Here is a 16902-nt window from a genome sequence, read left to right on the forward strand (position 1 = left end):
CTCGCTCACGCTGAGTGCCAGCACGACCCCCAAGACGACGTCCGGGAGGGACGAAAAACCACATGGCTAAGATCATTGCTTTCGACGAGGAGGCCCGCCGTGGCCTCGAGCGCGGCCTGAACCAGCTGGCCGACGCCGTGAAGGTGACGCTCGGCCCGCGCGGCCGCAACGTCGTCCTCGAGAAGAAGTGGGGCGCCCCCACGATCACGAACGACGGTGTCTCCATCGCCAAGGAGATCGAACTCGACGACCCGTACGAGAAGATCGGTGCGGAGCTCGTCAAGGAGGTCGCCAAGAAGACCGACGACGTCGCCGGTGACGGAACGACCACCGCGACCGTCCTCGCCCAGGCCCTCGTCCGCGAAGGCCTGCGCAACGTCGCCGCCGGCGCCGACCCCGTGTCGCTCAAGCGCGGCATCGAGAAGGCCGTCGCCGCCGTCTCCGACCAGCTCCTCGCCAACGCGAAGGACATCGAGACCAAGGACCAGATCGCCGCGACCGCGTCGATCTCGGCCGCTGACCCGACGATCGGCGCGCTCATCGCCGAGGCCATCGACAAGGTCGGCAAGGAAGGCGTCGTCACCGTCGAGGAGTCGAACACCTTCGGCACCGAGCTCGAGCTCACCGAGGGCATGCGCTTCGACAAGGGCTACCTGTCGCAGTACTTCGTCACCGACCCCGAGCGTCAGGAAGCCGTCTTCGAGGACGCCTACATCCTGATCGTCAACTCGAAGATCTCGAACATCAAGGACCTCCTGCCGGTCGTCGACAAGGTGATCCAGGCGGGCAAGCAGCTCCTGATCATCGCCGAGGACGTCGACGGCGAGGCCCTGGCCACGCTCGTCGTGAACAAGATCCGCGGCATCTTCAAGTCCGTCGCCGTCAAGGCTCCGGGCTTCGGCGACCGCCGCAAGGCCATGCTGCAGGACATCGCGATCCTGACCGGCGGCCAGGTCATCTCGGAAGAGGTCGGCCTCAAGCTCGAGAACGCGACGCTCGACCTGCTCGGTCGTGCCCGCAAGGTCGTCATCACCAAGGACGAGACCACGATCGTCGAGGGTGCCGGCGACGCCGAGCAGATCGCCGGCCGTGTCCGCCAGATCCGTGCCGAGATCGAGGCGACCGACTCCGACTACGACCGCGAGAAGCTCCAGGAGCGCCTCGCGAAGCTCGCCGGTGGCGTCGCCGTCATCAAGGCGGGTGCCGCGACCGAGGTCGAGCTCAAGGAGCGCAAGCACCGCATCGAGGACGCCGTCCGCAACGCGAAGGCTGCCGTCGAAGAGGGCATCGTCGCCGGTGGTGGCGTCGCCCTCATCCAGGCCGGTGCCGTCGCACTCGAGGCCCTCGAGCTCGAGGGTGACGAGGCGACCGGTGCGAACATCGTCCGCGTGGCCATCGACGCGCCGCTCAAGCAGATCGCGCTGAACGCCGGTCTCGAGCCGGGCGTCGTCGCCGCCAAGGTCCGCGAGCTCGAGTCGGGTTGGGGCCTCAACGCCGCGACCGGCGAGTACGTCGACCTGATCGCCGCCGGCATCATCGACCCCGCCAAGGTCACGCGTTCGGCGCTGCAGAACGCTGCGTCGATCGCCGGTCTGTTCCTGACCACCGAGGTCGTCGTCGCCGAGAAGCCCGAGCGCACCCCCGCTGCTCCGGCTGGCGACCCGACGGGTGGCATGGACTTCTAAGTCCGCCTGACAGAAGGGCCCCGCACGCTGCGCGTGTGGGGCCCTTCTGTGTGTGCGGGTGGGTCTGTTGGTCACGACACCCCGCTCAGGCTCGCGGCGCGGTCACGAACCGTCGGTTTGGCCGGTTCCCGTCGACACTTCGTGACCGTCCGGCGGCGCAGGAGCGGGGAGTCATGACCGGCTCGTGGATGCGGCTTGCTCGTGTCGCGCCTCACCACTCCCGCACAGGAGGCCCGACTCACCTCGTTCTCCACAGGTTCCGAGCGCAGGTGGTCGGCTCGCGTGCCCTGCAGCGACCATGACGGCATGCCAGCTGCCCGTCGCCTCCCCGCTCCGTTCGACCGATCCACCTTCCGCGTGGCCGATGCCGTGGGTGGTGGCATTCATCCGGAACGACTCCGACGTGCCGACCTGGCAGCCCCGGTCCACGGTGTCCGCGCTCCGATCGACTCGGTGGACTTCATCGACGCCGTCGCCCTGGTCATGCGTCCCGACCAGTTCTTCAGTCACACGACCGCCGCTGCGATCTGGGGTGCGCCACTGCCGCAGTCGGTGCAATCGCTCCGGACCGTGCACGTCTCCACTGTGGGAGACGGAGTTCGGATGCGTCGGCCGGACGTGATCGCGCACCGCATCCGTCGGCCGACCGTCGTCGAACACCGCGAGCGCCGGGTCAGTTCGCCCGCGCAGATGTGGTTCGAGTGCGCCGGTGTCGTGGACCGTGACGGCCTGGTCGCGATCGGGGACCACCTCGTCGGAGTGTCGGGTCTGGCGACTGCGGACGACCTCCGCGCTGCGATCCGTCCCGGCACGCGCTCCGCGCTCGCTGCTCGACGCGCGCTGGACTTCGTCCGGGCGGGCGCGGAGTCGCCGCAGGAGACCTGGCTCCGTCTGGCAGTGGTCGAAGCGGGGTTCCCCGAGCCGGAGCTGAACGTCGACGTGCACGACGGTGCGGGACGGTTCCTCGGCCGCGTCGACATGGCGTGGCCGGAGTTCGGCATCGCGTTGGAGTACGACGGCGATCACCACCGCGAGCGCGACACCTTCCGACACGATCAACGACGGGACAACGGGTTCGTGGTGAACGACTGGCTCGTGATCCATGCAACGGCGTCGGACGCCCACCGGCCCGCAGTGTTGTTCGAGCGGCTCCGGCAGGCGTTCGAGGTCCGTGCGGTCGGAAACCGTCGGCGCTCGGCGTGAGAGCGGCATGTGCCACGCGGATGAGTACTTCGTCGGGCGGTCACGACATGTCGTCGGCTGTGCGCCGGTCGGTCACGAACTGTCGGTCAGCGAGTGCGCAGACGACAGATCGTGACCACTCGGCGGCCGTGAACGGGGTGTTGTGACCAGCCGGGACGCCGCGGGACGGCCGGGACGCCGCGGGACGCACGGCCCTCGCCGGTCAGGCGGTCAGGCGGCGAAGTCGCGGGGGAGCAGGGGGAGCCAGACGCGGAAGGTCGCGCCGCCGCCCTCGGTGTCGAAGACCTCGACCGAGCCGTGGTGCGCCGCGACGATCCCGGACACGATGGCGAGTCCGAGACCCGAGCCACCGGTGTCGCGTGCGCGCGAGGTGTCGGCACGCCAGAAGCGCTGGAAGATCTTCTCGCGCAGCTGCGGCGGGATCCCCTCACCGTGGTCGATCACGTCGAGGTGCGCCATGCCGCGCTCGTCGTCCACGCCGATGCCGATCTCGATCGGGTCGTCGTGCGCCGTGAACCGCATGGCGTTGCCCATCAGGTTCGTGACGATCTGGCGGATCTTGTTCTCCTCTGCCAGGACGATCGGCGGGCGCTTCGGCAGCACGACCGTGGGCAGCGGCGTGGTCTCGTCGGTCGGTGTGGCGCCGGCGTCGATGTTCATCGCGCGCGTGCGGCGGGCTCGGAGGCGCGCGATGGTCTGGCGCGAGAACGCGATCGGGCCCGTGGTGTTCGCCGAGGTCGGCGACACGGGGGGTGCCTCGCCGGTGTCCGGAGAGACGACGGACGACGGGGACGACGACGGACGGACGGCCTGCGGCACGCTCTCGCCGGTCAGGGAGTCCTCGACGAGGACCTGGATCTCGCGGTCGGGGTTGGAGGCCATGGTGTCGAGCGCCGAGTCGCGGGCGATGGCGACGAGGTCGACGGGGCCGAGCTCGAGCGGCTTGGACTCGTCGATGCGGGCGAGCTGCAGCAGGTCCTGCACGAGCAGGCCCATCCGCTGCGCTTCCTTCTCGATGCGCTCCATCGCCTGGGCGACGTCTTCTTCCTTGCGGAGGGCACCCATCCGGTACAGCTCGGCGTACCCGCGCAGGGACACCAGCGGGGTGCGGAGCTCGTGGGAGGCGTCCCCGACGAACCGGCGCATCTGGTCGATGGTGCGCTCACGGTCCTCGAACGCGGAGTCGATCCGCTCGAGCATCACGTTGAGGGAGCGGTTGAGCCGGCCGACCTCGGTGTTCGGGGTGTCGGCTTCGAGGCGCTGGTTGAAGTCACCGGCGGCGAACCGGGCCGCGGTGTCCTCGACGTCGCGCAGCGGGTCGAAGGTCGCGGTGACGAGCAGCCGGGTGAGCATGGCGCCGAGCAGGATGACCGAGGCGCCGAACCCGAGGAAGATCGCGGTGAACTTGCCGATCGTCTCGTCGGTGCCGGCACTGGAGACCGCAATGAGCACGTAGCCGGTCTCGGTGGTGCCGTCGGACTGGTTCTGCAGCGACGCCGGGATGATCTGGGCACGCCACTCGTGGTCGTGCTGGCTGTCGTAGAGCGAGATGCGCTGGTTCGACTGCGCGGCCTGCACCAGGGTGGCTTCGCGGACGTCGGGCCGACTCGACGCCTTCGTCTGGCAGATCCGGTCGCCGTCGGCGTCGTACGCGGCGACGTAGGCGCTCTGCGACACCACGACGGACAGCTTGCAGTACTGCTCGCCGTCACTGATGTTCTGGCCCTCGAGCTGCTCGGTGGTCTGCTTGACCGTGTTGTCGAGCTGCTGCATGAGGTAGGTGGACAGCACCGTCATCGTGCCGAGTCCGGCGACGAGCAGTCCGAGCGCGACGAGGAGCACCGTGATCCCGGTGATCTTGGTGCGCAGGGAGATCCCGTCCCACCAGTGGTTCATTCGCGTGTGCATGCTGCCTCAACGATAGACAGCGGCCGCCCGGTGAAACCGGACGGCCGCCGTGAAGTCGAGCCCCGAGGGGCCTTGGCCCCTAGGAAGCCTTGGACGCCTTCAGCATGTAGCCGAAGCCGCGCTTGGTCTGGATGATCGGCTCGGCGGAGTACTGGTCGAGCTTGCGGCGCAGGTACGAGATGTAGCTCTCGACGATGCCCGCGTCGCCGTTGAAGTCGTACTCCCACACGTGGTCGAGGATCTGCGCCTTCGACAGCACGCGGTTCGGGTTGAGCATGAGGTAGCGGAGCAGCTTGAACTCGGTGGGGGAGAGCTCGATCTGCGCGTCACCGATCGTGACCTCGTGCGTGTCCTGGTCCATCGTGAGCTCACCGGCGCGGATGATCGCGTCTTCCTCGTCGTTCATGGTGCGACGGAGGATGGCCTTGATGCGGGCGACGATCTCGTCGAGCGAGAACGGCTTGGTGACGTAGTCGTCACCACCGACGGTGAGGCCGGTGATCTTGTCCTCGGTGTCGTCCTTCGCCGTCAGGAACAGGATCGGCGAGGTGTAGCCCGAGGAACGCAGGCGCTTGGTCACACCGAAGCCGTTCATGTCGGGCAGCATCACGTCGAGGATGATGAGGTCCGGCTCTTCTTCCAGCACGGCGGAGATCGCCTGTGCGCCGTTGCCCACCGCACGCACGGCGAAGCCGGCGAAGCGCAACGAGGTCGTCAGGAGGTCGCGGATGTTCGGCTCGTCGTCGACGATCAGGATCTTGGGGCCATCGCTCATGGTCTTATCTTCTGACTGTTCCCTCGGGGTTTCCTGAGAGCGCTTCGTACGTCAGCCCACGGGCGTCTGGACCTGGTCGGCGTCGAGGATCGTGTAGGAGTACCCCTGCTCCGCCAGGAACCGCTGCCGGTTCTGCGCGAAGTCCTGGTCGACGGTGTCCCGGGCCACGAGCGTGTAGAACGAGGCGGGCAGGCCGTCCTTGTTCGGTCGGAGGAGTCGGCCGAGCCGCTGCGCCTCTTCCTGCCGGGACCCGAACGAGCCGGACACCTGGATCGCGACGGTCGCGTCGGGCAGGTCGATCGAGAAGTTCGCGACCTTGGACACGACGAGCACATCGACCTCGCCGGACCGGAACGCGTCGTACAGCCGCTCCCGTTCGTCGACCGGGGTCGCTCCGGTGATCTCCGCCGCGTCGAGCGACGCGGCCAGTTCGTCGAGCTGGTCGATGTACTGCCCGATCACCAGGATCTGCTCACCGCGGTGCTTCTCGATGAGTTCCCGCACCACCGGGGTCTTCGCCGGCGACGTCGCGGCGAGCCGGTAGCGCTCGTCGTCGCTCGACGCCGCGTACTCCAGGCGGTCCTGGTGCGGCAGGTCGATGCGGACCTCGTAGCAGGAGGCCGGCGAGATGTAGCCCTGCGCCTCGATCTCCTTCCACGGGGCGTCGTAGCGCTTCGGCCCGATGAGCGAGAAGACGTCGCCCTCGCGGCCGTCCTCGCGCACGAGCGTGGCGGTGAGGCCGAGGCGTCGGCGGGCCTGCAGGTCGGCGGTCAGCTTGAACACCGGAGCGGGGAGCAGGTGCACTTCGTCGTAGACGATGAGGCCCCAGTCGAGGGCATCGAGGAGCGACAGGTGCGTGTACTCGCCCTTCCGACGGGCGGTGAGGATCTGGTACGTCGCGATCGTGACCGGCCGGATCTCCTTGACGCTGCCCGAGTACTCGCCGATGTCCTCCGGCGTCAGGGTCGTGCGCTTCAGGAGCTCGGTGCGCCACTGCCGCGCCGAGACGGTGTTGGTGACCAGGATGAGCGTCGTCGCCTTGACGGTCGCCATCGCACCGGCGCCGACGAGCGTCTTGCCCGCACCGCAGGGCAGCACGACGACGCCGGAGCCCTGGGCGAAGAACGTGTCGACCGCCTGCTCCTGGTACGGCCGCATGTGCCACTCGGCGGTGTCCAGGTCGATCGGGTGCGGCTGGCCCGGGGTGTAGCCGGCCAGGTCCTCGGCCGGCCAGCCGAGCTTCACGAGTTCCTGCTTGATCTGCCCACGCGCCCACGGCTGCAGTTCGACCTCGGTCGAGGACCGCATGTCACCGAGCAGCGGCTTGATCCGCTTCGACCGGATGACCTCGGCGAGCACCGACGGGTCCTCGGCGGTGAGCAGCAGGAGCGGCAGCCGCTCGAGTTCCTCGGCGGGGGAGTTCGCGATCACGGGCGCGTCGGGGCGTTCCTCGCGACGGATCACGAGTCGTCCGTAGCGCGAGACCGTGTCGCGGATGTCGACCGTGACGCTCTGCGGCACGGGGAACTTCGCGAAGCGTTCCAGGGTGTCGATCATCGCCTCGGCGTCGTGGCCCGCGGCGCGCGCGTTCCAGAGTCCGAGTCGGGTGATCCGGTAGGTGTGCACGTGCTCGGGAGCGCGTTCGAGCTCGGCGAAGGCCGCGAGCTCGTGGCGTGCGTCCTCGGCGTCGGGGTGCGCGACCTCGAGGAGCACGGTGCGGTCGCTCTGCACGATCAGCGGTCCGTTCATGACCTGCCAGCCTAGCCGTCAGCGCCTGCGTACTGGTGACCGCACGGCTCAGGCGTCGCTCTCGACCGACACGACGAGCGACAGCGGCAGCGTGCGCTCGACGTCGACGGCGGTGTCCCGCCCGCGGACGCGTCCGGCGGCGACCGACGTCGGCACGATCGAGAACGGTCGCTCCGAGCCGTCCGGCATCCGGACGGTCACGCGGATCGGCGTGCGCCCGCGGACGGCCAGGTCGATCTGCCGACCGAGCCACTCCTGCTCCGGCTCCGCGTCGCCGCGCCGGGTCGTCAGGCGGAGCCGTTCGACGAGTGCGTGCGCCGACTGCTCCGGCGAGCGTCCGGTGGGGCTGCGCCGGCCGGGAGGCCCGTGGTGCGCCTCGGGACGGGCTGCGGTCGTCAGGACGGCCGGGTAGCGCTGGTCCTCGAGCGCGTTGTGCACGACGTGCGGCGGGTAGCGCGTGGTCAGCGTCGTCAGGTCGGGCCGGTCCCAGGCGAGCTGCCGGAGTTCGGCGTCGACCCCGATCAGGTCGAGCTGGTCGGGGGTGCCTCGGACCTCGGTGCCGACACCGCCGGGTCCCCGGTCGACGACGATGCTGCCGTCGCGTCCGGCGACCTGGTCGATCAGGTAGGCCAGGGGCTGCGGGATGCCGGTGGCCGACAGCCGCCCGAGCAGCGCCAGCAGGTCGTCGCGGGAGTGTCCGGCCCGGAACGCCGTGCGCAGGGTGTCCTCGGAGATGCGGTACCGCGCCGCGAGCCCCGGTGCCTCGAGCACGGCGACCGTGCGCAGGGCGTCGTCGTCCACCGGTGCGAGGGGCCCCGGCGCGATGACGGTGAGGTCGTGCTGCAGGTAGACCCGTTCGACGGTGCCCGGCAGGTCGTCGGCGGCCTGCTCGGCGTCGCCGTCGAACAGCGCCCGGCCCGTGCTCGTGACGAGACCGTCGACGGCCAGGCCGAGCGACGCCGCGGTGCCGGCGACGTCGAGCAGCAGGGCGTCGAGCCAGCGGGATCCGGCCGGGTAGGCCCAGCGTCCGAGCGGTACGAGGTCGCGCAGGTCGCCGTCGGCCAGCGCGAGCACTTCGTGCACGGCCGGCGGGAGGGTGTCCGACCATGCGGCCACCAGCGACACCCAGCGCTCCGGCCAGCTGGCGAGCAACCAGGCGTGCCCGGCGTCGGTGACGATCCAGCGTCCGGTGTCGGGGTCGGCGAACCCGATGCCGTCGAGCAGCGCCAGGCGACCGGCGACGAGTTCGGCGTCGGTGCCGATGCGCTCCGCGAGGGTCCGGGCGAGCGGCATGCCGATTCCGCCCTTGACGAGTTCGCGGACCGCGCCGGCGTCGACCGCCCGCAGCAGCTCCGCGAGCACGGTCATCGTCGCGAACGCCTGTTCCGCGCCCGTGGTGCGCGCACGCTCGAGCGCCGCGGCGTCGAGGACGGGAGCAGCGGGGCGGACCTGCTCCGGGCCTCCAGGCTGTTCGTCGAGTGAGGTGAGGTCGGGGTGGGCGGCCACGCGTGCGGCGACCGCGTCGTCGACGGCGCCGTCCTGGTCGGCCAGGCCGAGCTCGACCGCGGGGCCGAGCGCGTCGACGGCACCGCCGTCGCGGAGCGCCAGGATCGTGGCGCGCGGCAGGTGCTCGACGGCGGCGTCCACAGCGTCGTCGCCGCGGAGCGCCTCGGCGAGGTCGAAGAAGTCGGTGATGCGCTGCGGGCCGGTCTCGGCGAGTGCAGCGGTGGGGAGTCGCCTCGCCGCGACGAGGCGCTGGAGCGCGTCGTCCGGCATCGCCCGGAGTCGGGCGGCGAGGTCGGCGGTGGTCGTCATCGTCCGGTGCCAGCGTCCGGGGCGGACGTCAGCGAGCCGTCCGGTTCGCTCGTGCGCGACGTGTCCAGGTGATGGCGAGGAGCGTGAAGACCAGCACCATGCCGATCGGGAAGCCGATGAGCGGGATCGCCATGATCACCGGCCACGGCATCGACGCCTGCGCACTCGATGCGGTCAGCCACATGACGATGATGGCCGCCATGCAGAGGAAGGCAGCGATGAAGATGCCACCGATCATGAACGCCAGAGCGCGTTCGGTACGATTGAACGTCAGCGGGGGTTCTGCGGAATCCTGCGGGTTCCCGGTTGATCGGGTCGGATTGGCCATCGACCCAGGATATCCGACGCACCACGGCCGTACCACGACCTCGAGGAGTCCACGCATGCCCACCGGCAAGGTCAAGTTCTACGACGACGACAAGGGCTTCGGCTTCATCACCGGAGACGACGGCGACCAGGTGTTCCTGCACGCGTCCTCGCTGCCCGACGGCGTCGTGACCGTCAAGGCCGGCACGCGGCTCGAGTACGGCGTCGTCCAGGGCAAGAAGGGGTCGCAGGCGTTGTCCGTGCGGCTGCTCGAACCCCAGCCGTCGCTGTCGCGGATGACCCGTCGCTCCGCGGACGACATGGCCGTGATCGTCGAGGACCTGGTGAAGGAACTCGACCGGATCAGCGGAGACCTCCGCCACGGCCGCTACCCGAAGAACGGCGATCGCATCGCCGCCATCCTGCGGCACGTCGCAGACCAGTTGGAGGCGTGACCCCATGACCGAGTCCGAGACAGCAGGGGCCGAGACGGCTCCCGACGCAGCGTCGACTGACGCCGTGTCCATCGACGCAGCGTCCATCGACGCAGCGTCCATCGACTACACCGACCTGGCGCGCGAGGCGTTGCTCGAGGTCACCCCCGAGTCGACCGTCGGCGCACCCGTCGGCACCGTTGACGAAGGGGACGGCGTCGTGTCCGTCCTGTTCGCCAACCGCCTGCCCGGGTACCCCGGGTGGCGCTGGACCGTCAGCGTCGCGAAGATCGGCGACGACGAACCCACCGTGCTCGAGGTCGAGCTGATGCCCGGGGACGGCGCGCTCGTCGCACCCGAGTGGGTTCCGTGGTCCGAGCGGCTGGCCGAGTACCGGGCCGCGCAGGAGCACGAGGCAGAGGACGGCGAGTCGGACGAGGACGACGAGTCGGACGATGACGATGACGACGACGAGTTCGACGACGACGAAGACGAGTCGGACGACGACGAGGACGACGACTACGACGACTCGGACGACGAGGACGACGAGGACGACGAAGACGAGTCGGATGACGACGACGATGACGAGTTCGATGCCGACGAGGACGACCTCGACGAGTCGGACGACGACGACATCGAGGGCGTGGACGTCGATGCGCTCGCCGATGTGAGTGACACCGACGCCTCCGACGGCGCCGACGGTGCCGACGGTGCCGACGAGGATGAGGCTCCGCAGTCGCCGCGCCGCCGCCGTGCCCGCCGCGTGCAGCCGGTCGAGCCCGACGCCGACCTCGAGGTGGACCAGCTCGACGCGGGCGAGGCCGACCCGGACTTCCACCGCGCCTGACGCACCCGCACCGACGAACGAACGGGCCCGGCACCACCGATCTGGTGGTGCCGGGCCCGTTCGGCGTTCCGGCGGGTGTCCCCGGCGTCAGCGCAGGGCGTCGACCGTGAAGTCGATCGCACGCACGAGCTTCGCGACGTCGTCCGGGTCGATCGCGGTGAACGTCGCGACGCGCAGCTGGTTGCGGCCGAGCTTCCGGTACGGCTCGGTGTCGACGATGCCGTTGGCGCGCAGGGTCGCGGCCACGGACTTGGCGTCGATCGAGTCGTCGAGGTCGATCGTGGCGACGACCTGCGACCGCGCAGCGGCGTCGGTGACGAACGGGGTGGCGTACTCGCTCGCCTCGGCCCAGTCGTAGATCGTCGACGACGAGGTCTTCGTGCGGAGGTCCGCCCACGCCAGACCGCCGGACTCGTTCATCCACCGGACCTGCTCGTCGAGGAGCAGCAGCGTGGAGATCGCCGGGGTGTTCAGGGTCTGGTTCAGGCGCGAGTTGTCGACCGCGTTCTTCAGCGACAGGAACTCGGGGATGTACCGGTCCGATGCGGCGATGCGCTCGATCCGCTCGATCGCCGCGGGGGAGAGCAGTGCGAGCCAGAGCCCGCCGTCAGAGGCGAAGTTCTTCTGCGGCGCGAAGTAGTAGACGTCGGTGGCGCTGACGTCGAACAGGGCACCACCTGCGGCGCTGGTCGCGTCCACGACGGTCAGGGCGCCGACGTCACCGGTCGCTCGGACGACCGGGGCCATGACGCCCGTCGAGGTCTCGTTGTGCGGGTAGGCGTAGACGTCGACGCCGTCCACCGGCTCGAGTGCGGCGAGGGAGCCGCCCGGCGCTTCGACGACGTGCGGAGCCTGGAGCCACGGGGCTGCGGCGGCCTTGGCGAACTTCGACCCGAACTCGCCGAAGGACAGGTTCTCGGCCCGACGCTCGATGAGGCCGAAGGCGGCGGCGTCCCAGAACGCTGTCGAGCCGCCGTTGCCGAGGACGACCTCGTAGCCCTCGGGGATCTGGAACAGGTCGGCGAGGCCGGAGCGGACGCTGCCGACCAGGTCCTTCACGGGCTTCTGGCGGTGCGAGGTGCCGAGGACCGTGGCGCCGCGCGTCACGAGTGCCTCGAGCTGTGCACCGCGGATCTTCGACGGACCGCAGCCGAAGCGACCGTCGGTGGGGAGGAGTTCGGCCGGGATGACGATGTCTGCCATGCACCGATCCTACCGACGCCGATCCGCATGCCCCCGCCCGTGTACCGGCCGGACGGGGTGGGTCCGGCGCACCCGCTCACCGCGTCCGATGACCCTTTCTCACGTGTGCCCGGGCGCCGGTCGGTGTTCGTCGGTGCGAACAAGTAGTGTGGTCGGCGCTGGGCCCAGACATGAGAGGCGGACCGTGACCGATCTCGTCGACACCACGGAGATGTACCTTCGCACCATCCTCGACTTGGAGGAAGAGGCGATCGTGCCGCTGCGCGCGCGCATCTCCGAGCGCCTCGGCCACTCGGGTCCGACCGTCTCCCAGACCATCGCCCGCATGGAGCGCGACGGCCTGGTCGTCGTCTCCGGTGACCGGCACCTGGAGCTCACCGACGAAGGCCGTTCCCGCGCCACCCACGTGATGCGCAAGCACCGTCTTGCCGAGCGCCTGCTGGCCGACGTCATCGGACTCGACTGGGCGTTCGTGCACGACGAGGCATGCCGGTGGGAACACGTCATGAGCGAGCAGGTCGAGGTCCGTCTGCTCGAGATGCTCGGCAACCCGACCGAGTCGCCGTACGGCAACCCGATCCCCGGGCTGGCCGAGATCGGTGGCCCCGCGGCCGCCGGGTTCCTCGACGGCGTCCAGAACATCGTCGCCGCGACCGAGGGCACCGACGCCGTGGCGACCGGGGTCATCCGGCGCCTCGGTGAGCCCGTGCAGTTCGAGCCGGAACTCCTGCACCAGCTCCGGACAGCGGGCGTCATGCCCGGTCGGGTCGGCAGTGTCCAGCGGGCGGGGGCCTACGTGGCGGTCCGTGTCGAGGGCGAAGACTCGGGCATCGAGCTCCCCATCGAGGTCGCGCAGCACGTCTACATCGAGCGCGACTGACCCCTCCGGGGTCGTCCCTGAGAGTCTTTACCGATTCGTTACCTCGGGGCGTTTTGTCTCGACACGGTAACGACGCCTCCGTACACTCGTCCGAGTCGCCGTGCTGCCCCTGAGCCGGAGACCCGTGGCAGGACGTCTCGAACCCGTCTCCTGCCTCGATCGGAAACGATGACGAACGGATGGGGTTGCACACCGCCGGACACCCACGGCGGCGTGATGACGAGACGTTGGAGACAAACCTCTTGACGCAGACCGGTACCGCCGCGGACGACCAGACGCCCGCGAACCCGACGAACACCGAGAACGCCACCACCGCCCCGCTCACCCGGCGGGCCGTGCGCGAGACCGAGGGCCGAGCCGTCCGCAAGGTCGTGCCGGTGCGCTCCGCTCCGCTGCCCGGCGGTCGTCGTGCCGCGCAGGCCGCCGCCGCCGCGAGCACCGCGAAGGCCAGCTCGGTGTCGCGGAAGCGCAAGTTCCTCGCGCCCGTCGTCCTCACCGTCGCCGCCGGCATGTTCGGGACGGTCGCGGTCGCTCCGGCCTTCGCCGCGACGTCCGCCAGCAACTCGACCGTCGCCGCGGACGCCCAGCGTCAGGTCCGCGCCACGCAGAGCCAGGAGCTGTCGGTATCCGACGCCGTGGCGCTGGCGGACACGAGCCGTGACGGCTACGGCGCCACCTCCACCGCGACGCTCAACGCCGAGAAGGCGGCCGCGCAGGCAGCCGCCGACCAGGCTGCTGCAGCGAAGCAGGCCGCAGCTCAGGCGAAGGAGACGCAGGCCGCCCGCGCCGCGACCGCGAAGCAGTACGCCTCGTACACCGGGCCGTCCGCGGCGGAGTACGCAGCCAGCTCGTCGGCGGCGAACACCCCGTTCTCGCTGCCGGCCGTGGTCAACACCGCCAAGCAGTACATCGGCACCCCGTACGTCGTCGGCGGCGCTGACCCCTCGGGCTTCGACTGCTCCGGCTTCATCATGTTCGTCTACGCCCAGTACGGCATCAACCTGGCGCACTCGGTGCCGCTGCAGGACCAGGCCGGCACCACGATCCCCGAGTCCGAGGCGCAGCCCGGCGACGTCGTCATCTTCAACAACGAGGCGCACGACGGCTTCTACATGGGCAACGGCATGATCATGGACGCCCCGAAGCCCGGTGGCGCGGTGTCCATCCGCCCGATCTGGACGAGCGACTACCACATCGTCCGCTTCGGCATCTAGCGAACACTGCCCCCGGGGGAGTGTGAACTTCTCCAGAACCGGCCCGCACACCCTCGTGCCGGGCCGGTTTCTGGGTTAACCTGACGCTGCACCGGTCCGCACCGGCGCGAACAGGAGACCCTCATGTCGACGTTCCGCACGACCCGCACCATGGGTCGGCGCGCGCGTGTCGACATATGGTCGAGCACAGCCTGCGTGCACGAGCACGCCCCTGCATGACGAGAGCACTGCCCATCCGGGTGGTGCTCTTCGTGGTTCCAGGGGTGTGAACAGGCCGTGTTCACCCGTTCCGCGTCGTCGGTCCGACGCACCCGCAGCGCCTGGAAGCCGTCCAGGCACGTCGGAAGGGAACCCATGCGCACTCTCGTCCTCAACGCCGGTTACGAGCCCCTCGCGGTGATCTCGTTCCGACGAGCCCTCGTGCTGGTCATGAACCAGAAGGCCGCCGTCGTCGCGGCCGACGTCGAACACCCGGTCACCGGGTCGACGTCGAGCTACGAACGTCCGACGGTCATCATCCTCACCCGCTACGTCCGCATCCCGCACTCCCGGCTCGTGCCCGTGTCCCGTCGCGGCGTCCTGCGTCGCGACGGCAACCACTGTGCCTACTGCGGCCGGCACGCCACCACCATCGACCACGTGCACCCGCGGTCGCGCGGTGGGCAGGATTCGTGGGAGAACCTGGTCGCCTGCTGCCTGACCTGCAACAACACCAAGGGCGACCGCACCCCGCAGGAGATGGGGTGGCGCCTCCGGTTCCCGCCGAAGGTGCCGCACGGGTCCTCGTGGGTCGTGCGCGGCATCGAGCGTCCGCAGGCGGAGTGGGACGAGTACCTCGTGGCCGCGTAGCGGCCGTCGGTAGGAGGCACCACGAAACGGACTGGAGGCCCGTGGCGACGCCGCCACGGGCCTCCCGTCCGCCCTGACGCGCGCAGGGCAAGCGGGGTGATCCGGGTCCGCACTACGCTGACGTGAGGACGAGTCACCAGACGCCCCGACGACCGAGACCCGCGAGGACAGCATGGCTGCAGGAGCAGATCGCTCGACCGACACGGCAGCGGCACGGAACCCGTGGCAGCGCTTCTGGGACCGCGGCGGCTGGTGGCGCGCAGTGCTCGCCGTCGTCCTCTACCTCGCCGTCTACGAGGGGCTCGGCTGGCTGAACGCCCGCACCCTCGCCAGCGACATCACCGCGGACGAGCTGTTCGCCACACCCCGCGGAGCCGTCGTGGGCGTCGCCCTGCCGATCATCGTGATGGGGCTGCTCACCCTGGTCTTCGTCCGCACGCTCGGCTGGGGGCGCGAGGTCTTCGGTCGCCAGCCACTGCCGGGGCGGGGGTGGATGTGTACCGCCGTCGTCCTGCTGCTCGTCCCGATCGTGATCCGGCTCGTCGCGACCAACTGGTCGTCGTACTCGGTCGCCGTGGTCTTCGCGGTGCTCTTCCTCGGTCTGTGCATCGGGTTCGCCGAGGAACTCGTCGCACGCGGCGTCGCCGTGAACCTGCTCCGCCGCGGGCGCCACACCGAACGCACCGTCGCGCTGCTGTCGTCGGTGTTGTTCGGGCTGATGCACGCCTCGAACGCCATCGGCGGGACCCCGCTCGTCACGGTGGCCGTCACGGTCGTGTACACGTTCGGCGCCGGCATGATGTTCTACCTGTCGATGCGTGTCACGGGCAGCATCGTCCCCGCGATGCTGCTGCACGCGGCGACCGACCCGACCACGATCCTGGCGACCGGTGGCATCGACACCACCGCCGCGACCGCCGGCGACGCCGGGCTGATCAGCCTGGCGGGGATCTTCAACTTCGTCTACCCGGTGCTCGCGCTCCTGGTGCTGTTCTTCATCAAGGGCCGTGTCAGCAGCCCCGAGACCGAGACCGAGACCGAGCCCGACCCGCAGGGAGTGGCCGCATGACCGCCGCAGTCAATGGGCGTCGTGAGGTCCCGCGGCTGTTCTCGATCGCCCTCGTCGCCTGCGTGGTCTACGTGCTCATGGCTGCCGGCGTCGGGAACCTGCTCAGCGCTGTCGTCAACGGGGAGGACCACCCGATCGCGGACTGGCTCGCCGGCACCTGGATCCCGGTCAGCATCATGATCGCCGCCGGGGTGTTCTTCGCCCGGCGCTCGGGGTGGTGGAACGACATCTGGCGAGAACCGGCTGTCGCCGTCGGGCGACCCCGGCGCTGGTGGTGGCTCGCCGCTCCGGTGCTGTCCCTCGTCTCGACAGTGATCTTGTTCAGCCTCGTGCCGTGGTCCGAGGCGTCGGCCGGGATCATCGTCGTCGTGCTCATCGGTGCGCTCGGCGTCGGCGTCGGCGAGGAGCTGTTCTTCCGCGGGATCCTCGTCACCGCGCTCCGCGCACATCACTCCGAGTTCGTCGTCCTCATCGTCTCCTCGGTGCTGTTCGGCCTCGCCCACGTGGTCGGCTTCGTGATCGCCGGACTCCCGCTCGGCTTGATCCTGTTCCAGGTGGCGTTCCTCAGCATGGACGGAGCACTCTTCTACGCGGCCCGCCGCGCCACCGGGAGGCTGTGGGTGCCGATGCTCTTGCACGGGCTCAACGACGCCGCGCTGTTCCTGCAGACCGCCGGACGGAACCACGAGGGCGCCGAACCACCGTCAACGACCGGGGTCATCGAGATCATCCTGATCGGGCTCTCCGTCGCGATCGCGATCAGCGTGGTGCGCGAGACGCTCCGCAGTCGACGGGACCGCCGCGCCACGCCGGGCGGCACCGAGACCACCTGACCCGGCCGGGCTGTCCGGACAGGTGCCGATCGATTTCACCTGCCGTCCACGCCGTGTGCACCGGGACGGAACCCCGCCCCACCGGTTGCCTGCGACAGTTGCGACGTCCGCACCGGACCGGCGTCCCGCACT

At 69.9% G+C, this 16902-nt stretch carries 15 protein-coding genes; 9 read left to right on the forward strand and 6 right to left on the reverse strand.

The window, feature by feature from the left end; all coding sequences use genetic code 11:
- Positions 1-62 precede the first annotated feature (62 nt).
- Complete coding sequence (gene groL / locus BIU95_RS03085; protein ID WP_017888048.1) at positions 63-1685, forward strand: chaperonin GroEL; 1623 nt, start codon at positions 63-65, stop codon at positions 1683-1685.
- A 306-nt stretch (positions 1686-1991) separates the two neighbouring features.
- Positions 1992-2888, forward strand: a complete 897-nt coding sequence (locus tag BIU95_RS03090) for a hypothetical protein (RefSeq protein WP_139179608.1) — start codon at positions 1992-1994, stop codon at positions 2886-2888.
- Positions 2889-3098: 210 nt separating this feature from the next.
- Here BIU95_RS03090 and BIU95_RS03095 read toward each other — a convergent pair whose 3' ends face one another.
- From BIU95_RS03095 to BIU95_RS03115, 5 genes are all read right to left on the reverse strand, one after another.
- Complete coding sequence (locus BIU95_RS03095) at positions 3099-4796, reverse strand: cell wall metabolism sensor histidine kinase WalK (RefSeq protein WP_031260211.1); 1698 nt, start codon at positions 4794-4796, stop codon at positions 3099-3101.
- Positions 4797-4875: 79 nt separating this feature from the next.
- Positions 4876-5571, reverse strand: a complete 696-nt coding sequence (locus tag BIU95_RS03100) for a response regulator transcription factor (RefSeq protein ID WP_017888045.1) — start codon at positions 5569-5571, stop codon at positions 4876-4878.
- Between the two features lie 51 nt (positions 5572-5622).
- Entirely contained in the window at positions 5623-7320 is a 1698-nt protein-coding gene (locus BIU95_RS03105; protein WP_017888044.1) for a DNA repair helicase XPB, read from the reverse strand.
- Positions 7321-7368: 48 nt separating this feature from the next.
- Positions 7369-9135 carry a helicase-associated domain-containing protein gene (locus BIU95_RS03110; protein WP_071250297.1) on the reverse strand — a complete coding sequence of 589 codons (1767 nt, stop codon included), beginning with the start codon at positions 9133-9135 and terminating at the stop codon, positions 7369-7371.
- A gap of 28 nt (positions 9136-9163) precedes the next feature.
- A complete protein-coding gene (locus BIU95_RS03115) occupies positions 9164-9463 on the reverse strand; it encodes a hypothetical protein (RefSeq protein ID WP_139179609.1) in 300 nt (99 codons plus the stop codon).
- 55 nt (positions 9464-9518) lie between these two features.
- On the opposite strand from BIU95_RS03115, the gene BIU95_RS03120 reads away from it, so the two are divergent.
- Together BIU95_RS03120 and BIU95_RS03125 are read left to right on the forward strand one after the other, a co-directional pair.
- The gene (locus BIU95_RS03120) at positions 9519-9896 is read left to right on the forward strand and encodes a cold-shock protein (protein ID WP_017888041.1); all 378 of its coding nucleotides are present in this window, start codon (positions 9519-9521) and stop codon (positions 9894-9896) included.
- 4 nt (positions 9897-9900) lie between these two features.
- A complete protein-coding gene (locus tag BIU95_RS03125; RefSeq protein WP_071250299.1) occupies positions 9901-10722 on the forward strand; it encodes a DUF3027 domain-containing protein in 822 nt (273 codons plus the stop codon).
- Between the two features lie 87 nt (positions 10723-10809).
- On the opposite strand, the gene serC is transcribed toward BIU95_RS03125, so the two are convergent.
- Complete coding sequence (gene serC, locus BIU95_RS03130; protein ID WP_017888039.1) at positions 10810-11925, reverse strand: phosphoserine transaminase; 1116 nt, start codon at positions 11923-11925, stop codon at positions 10810-10812.
- Between the two features lie 184 nt (positions 11926-12109).
- Between serC and BIU95_RS03135 the strand changes: the two genes are divergently transcribed.
- From BIU95_RS03135 to BIU95_RS03155, 5 genes are all read left to right on the forward strand, one after another.
- Positions 12110-12805 carry a metal-dependent transcriptional regulator gene (locus BIU95_RS03135; protein ID WP_017888038.1) on the forward strand — a complete coding sequence of 232 codons (696 nt, stop codon included), beginning with the start codon at positions 12110-12112 and terminating at the stop codon, positions 12803-12805.
- 242 nt (positions 12806-13047) lie between these two features.
- Positions 13048-14019 (forward strand): C40 family peptidase, encoded by a 972-nt coding sequence (locus BIU95_RS03140; protein WP_051067405.1) that lies wholly within the window; start codon positions 13048-13050, stop codon positions 14017-14019.
- A 354-nt stretch (positions 14020-14373) separates the two neighbouring features.
- On the forward strand, positions 14374-14868 hold the full coding sequence (locus BIU95_RS03145) for an HNH endonuclease (protein ID WP_017888036.1): 495 nt from the start codon (positions 14374-14376) through the stop codon (positions 14866-14868).
- Between the two features lie 172 nt (positions 14869-15040).
- Positions 15041-15937, forward strand: coding sequence for a CPBP family intramembrane glutamic endopeptidase (locus BIU95_RS03150; protein ID WP_017888035.1), 897 nt, complete (start codon positions 15041-15043; stop codon positions 15935-15937).
- Positions 15934-16770 (forward strand): CPBP family intramembrane glutamic endopeptidase, encoded by an 837-nt coding sequence (locus BIU95_RS03155; protein ID WP_017888034.1) that lies wholly within the window; start codon positions 15934-15936, stop codon positions 16768-16770. The genes BIU95_RS03150 and BIU95_RS03155 overlap by 4 nt, the downstream gene beginning before the upstream one ends.
- Positions 16771-16902: the final 132 nt, after the last annotated feature.

Origin of the sequence: Curtobacterium sp. MCBA15_007 (assembly GCF_001864905.1) — a bacterium.
In the GTDB taxonomy this organism is placed as follows: Bacteria; Actinomycetota; Actinomycetes; order Actinomycetales; family Microbacteriaceae; genus Curtobacterium; species Curtobacterium poinsettiae.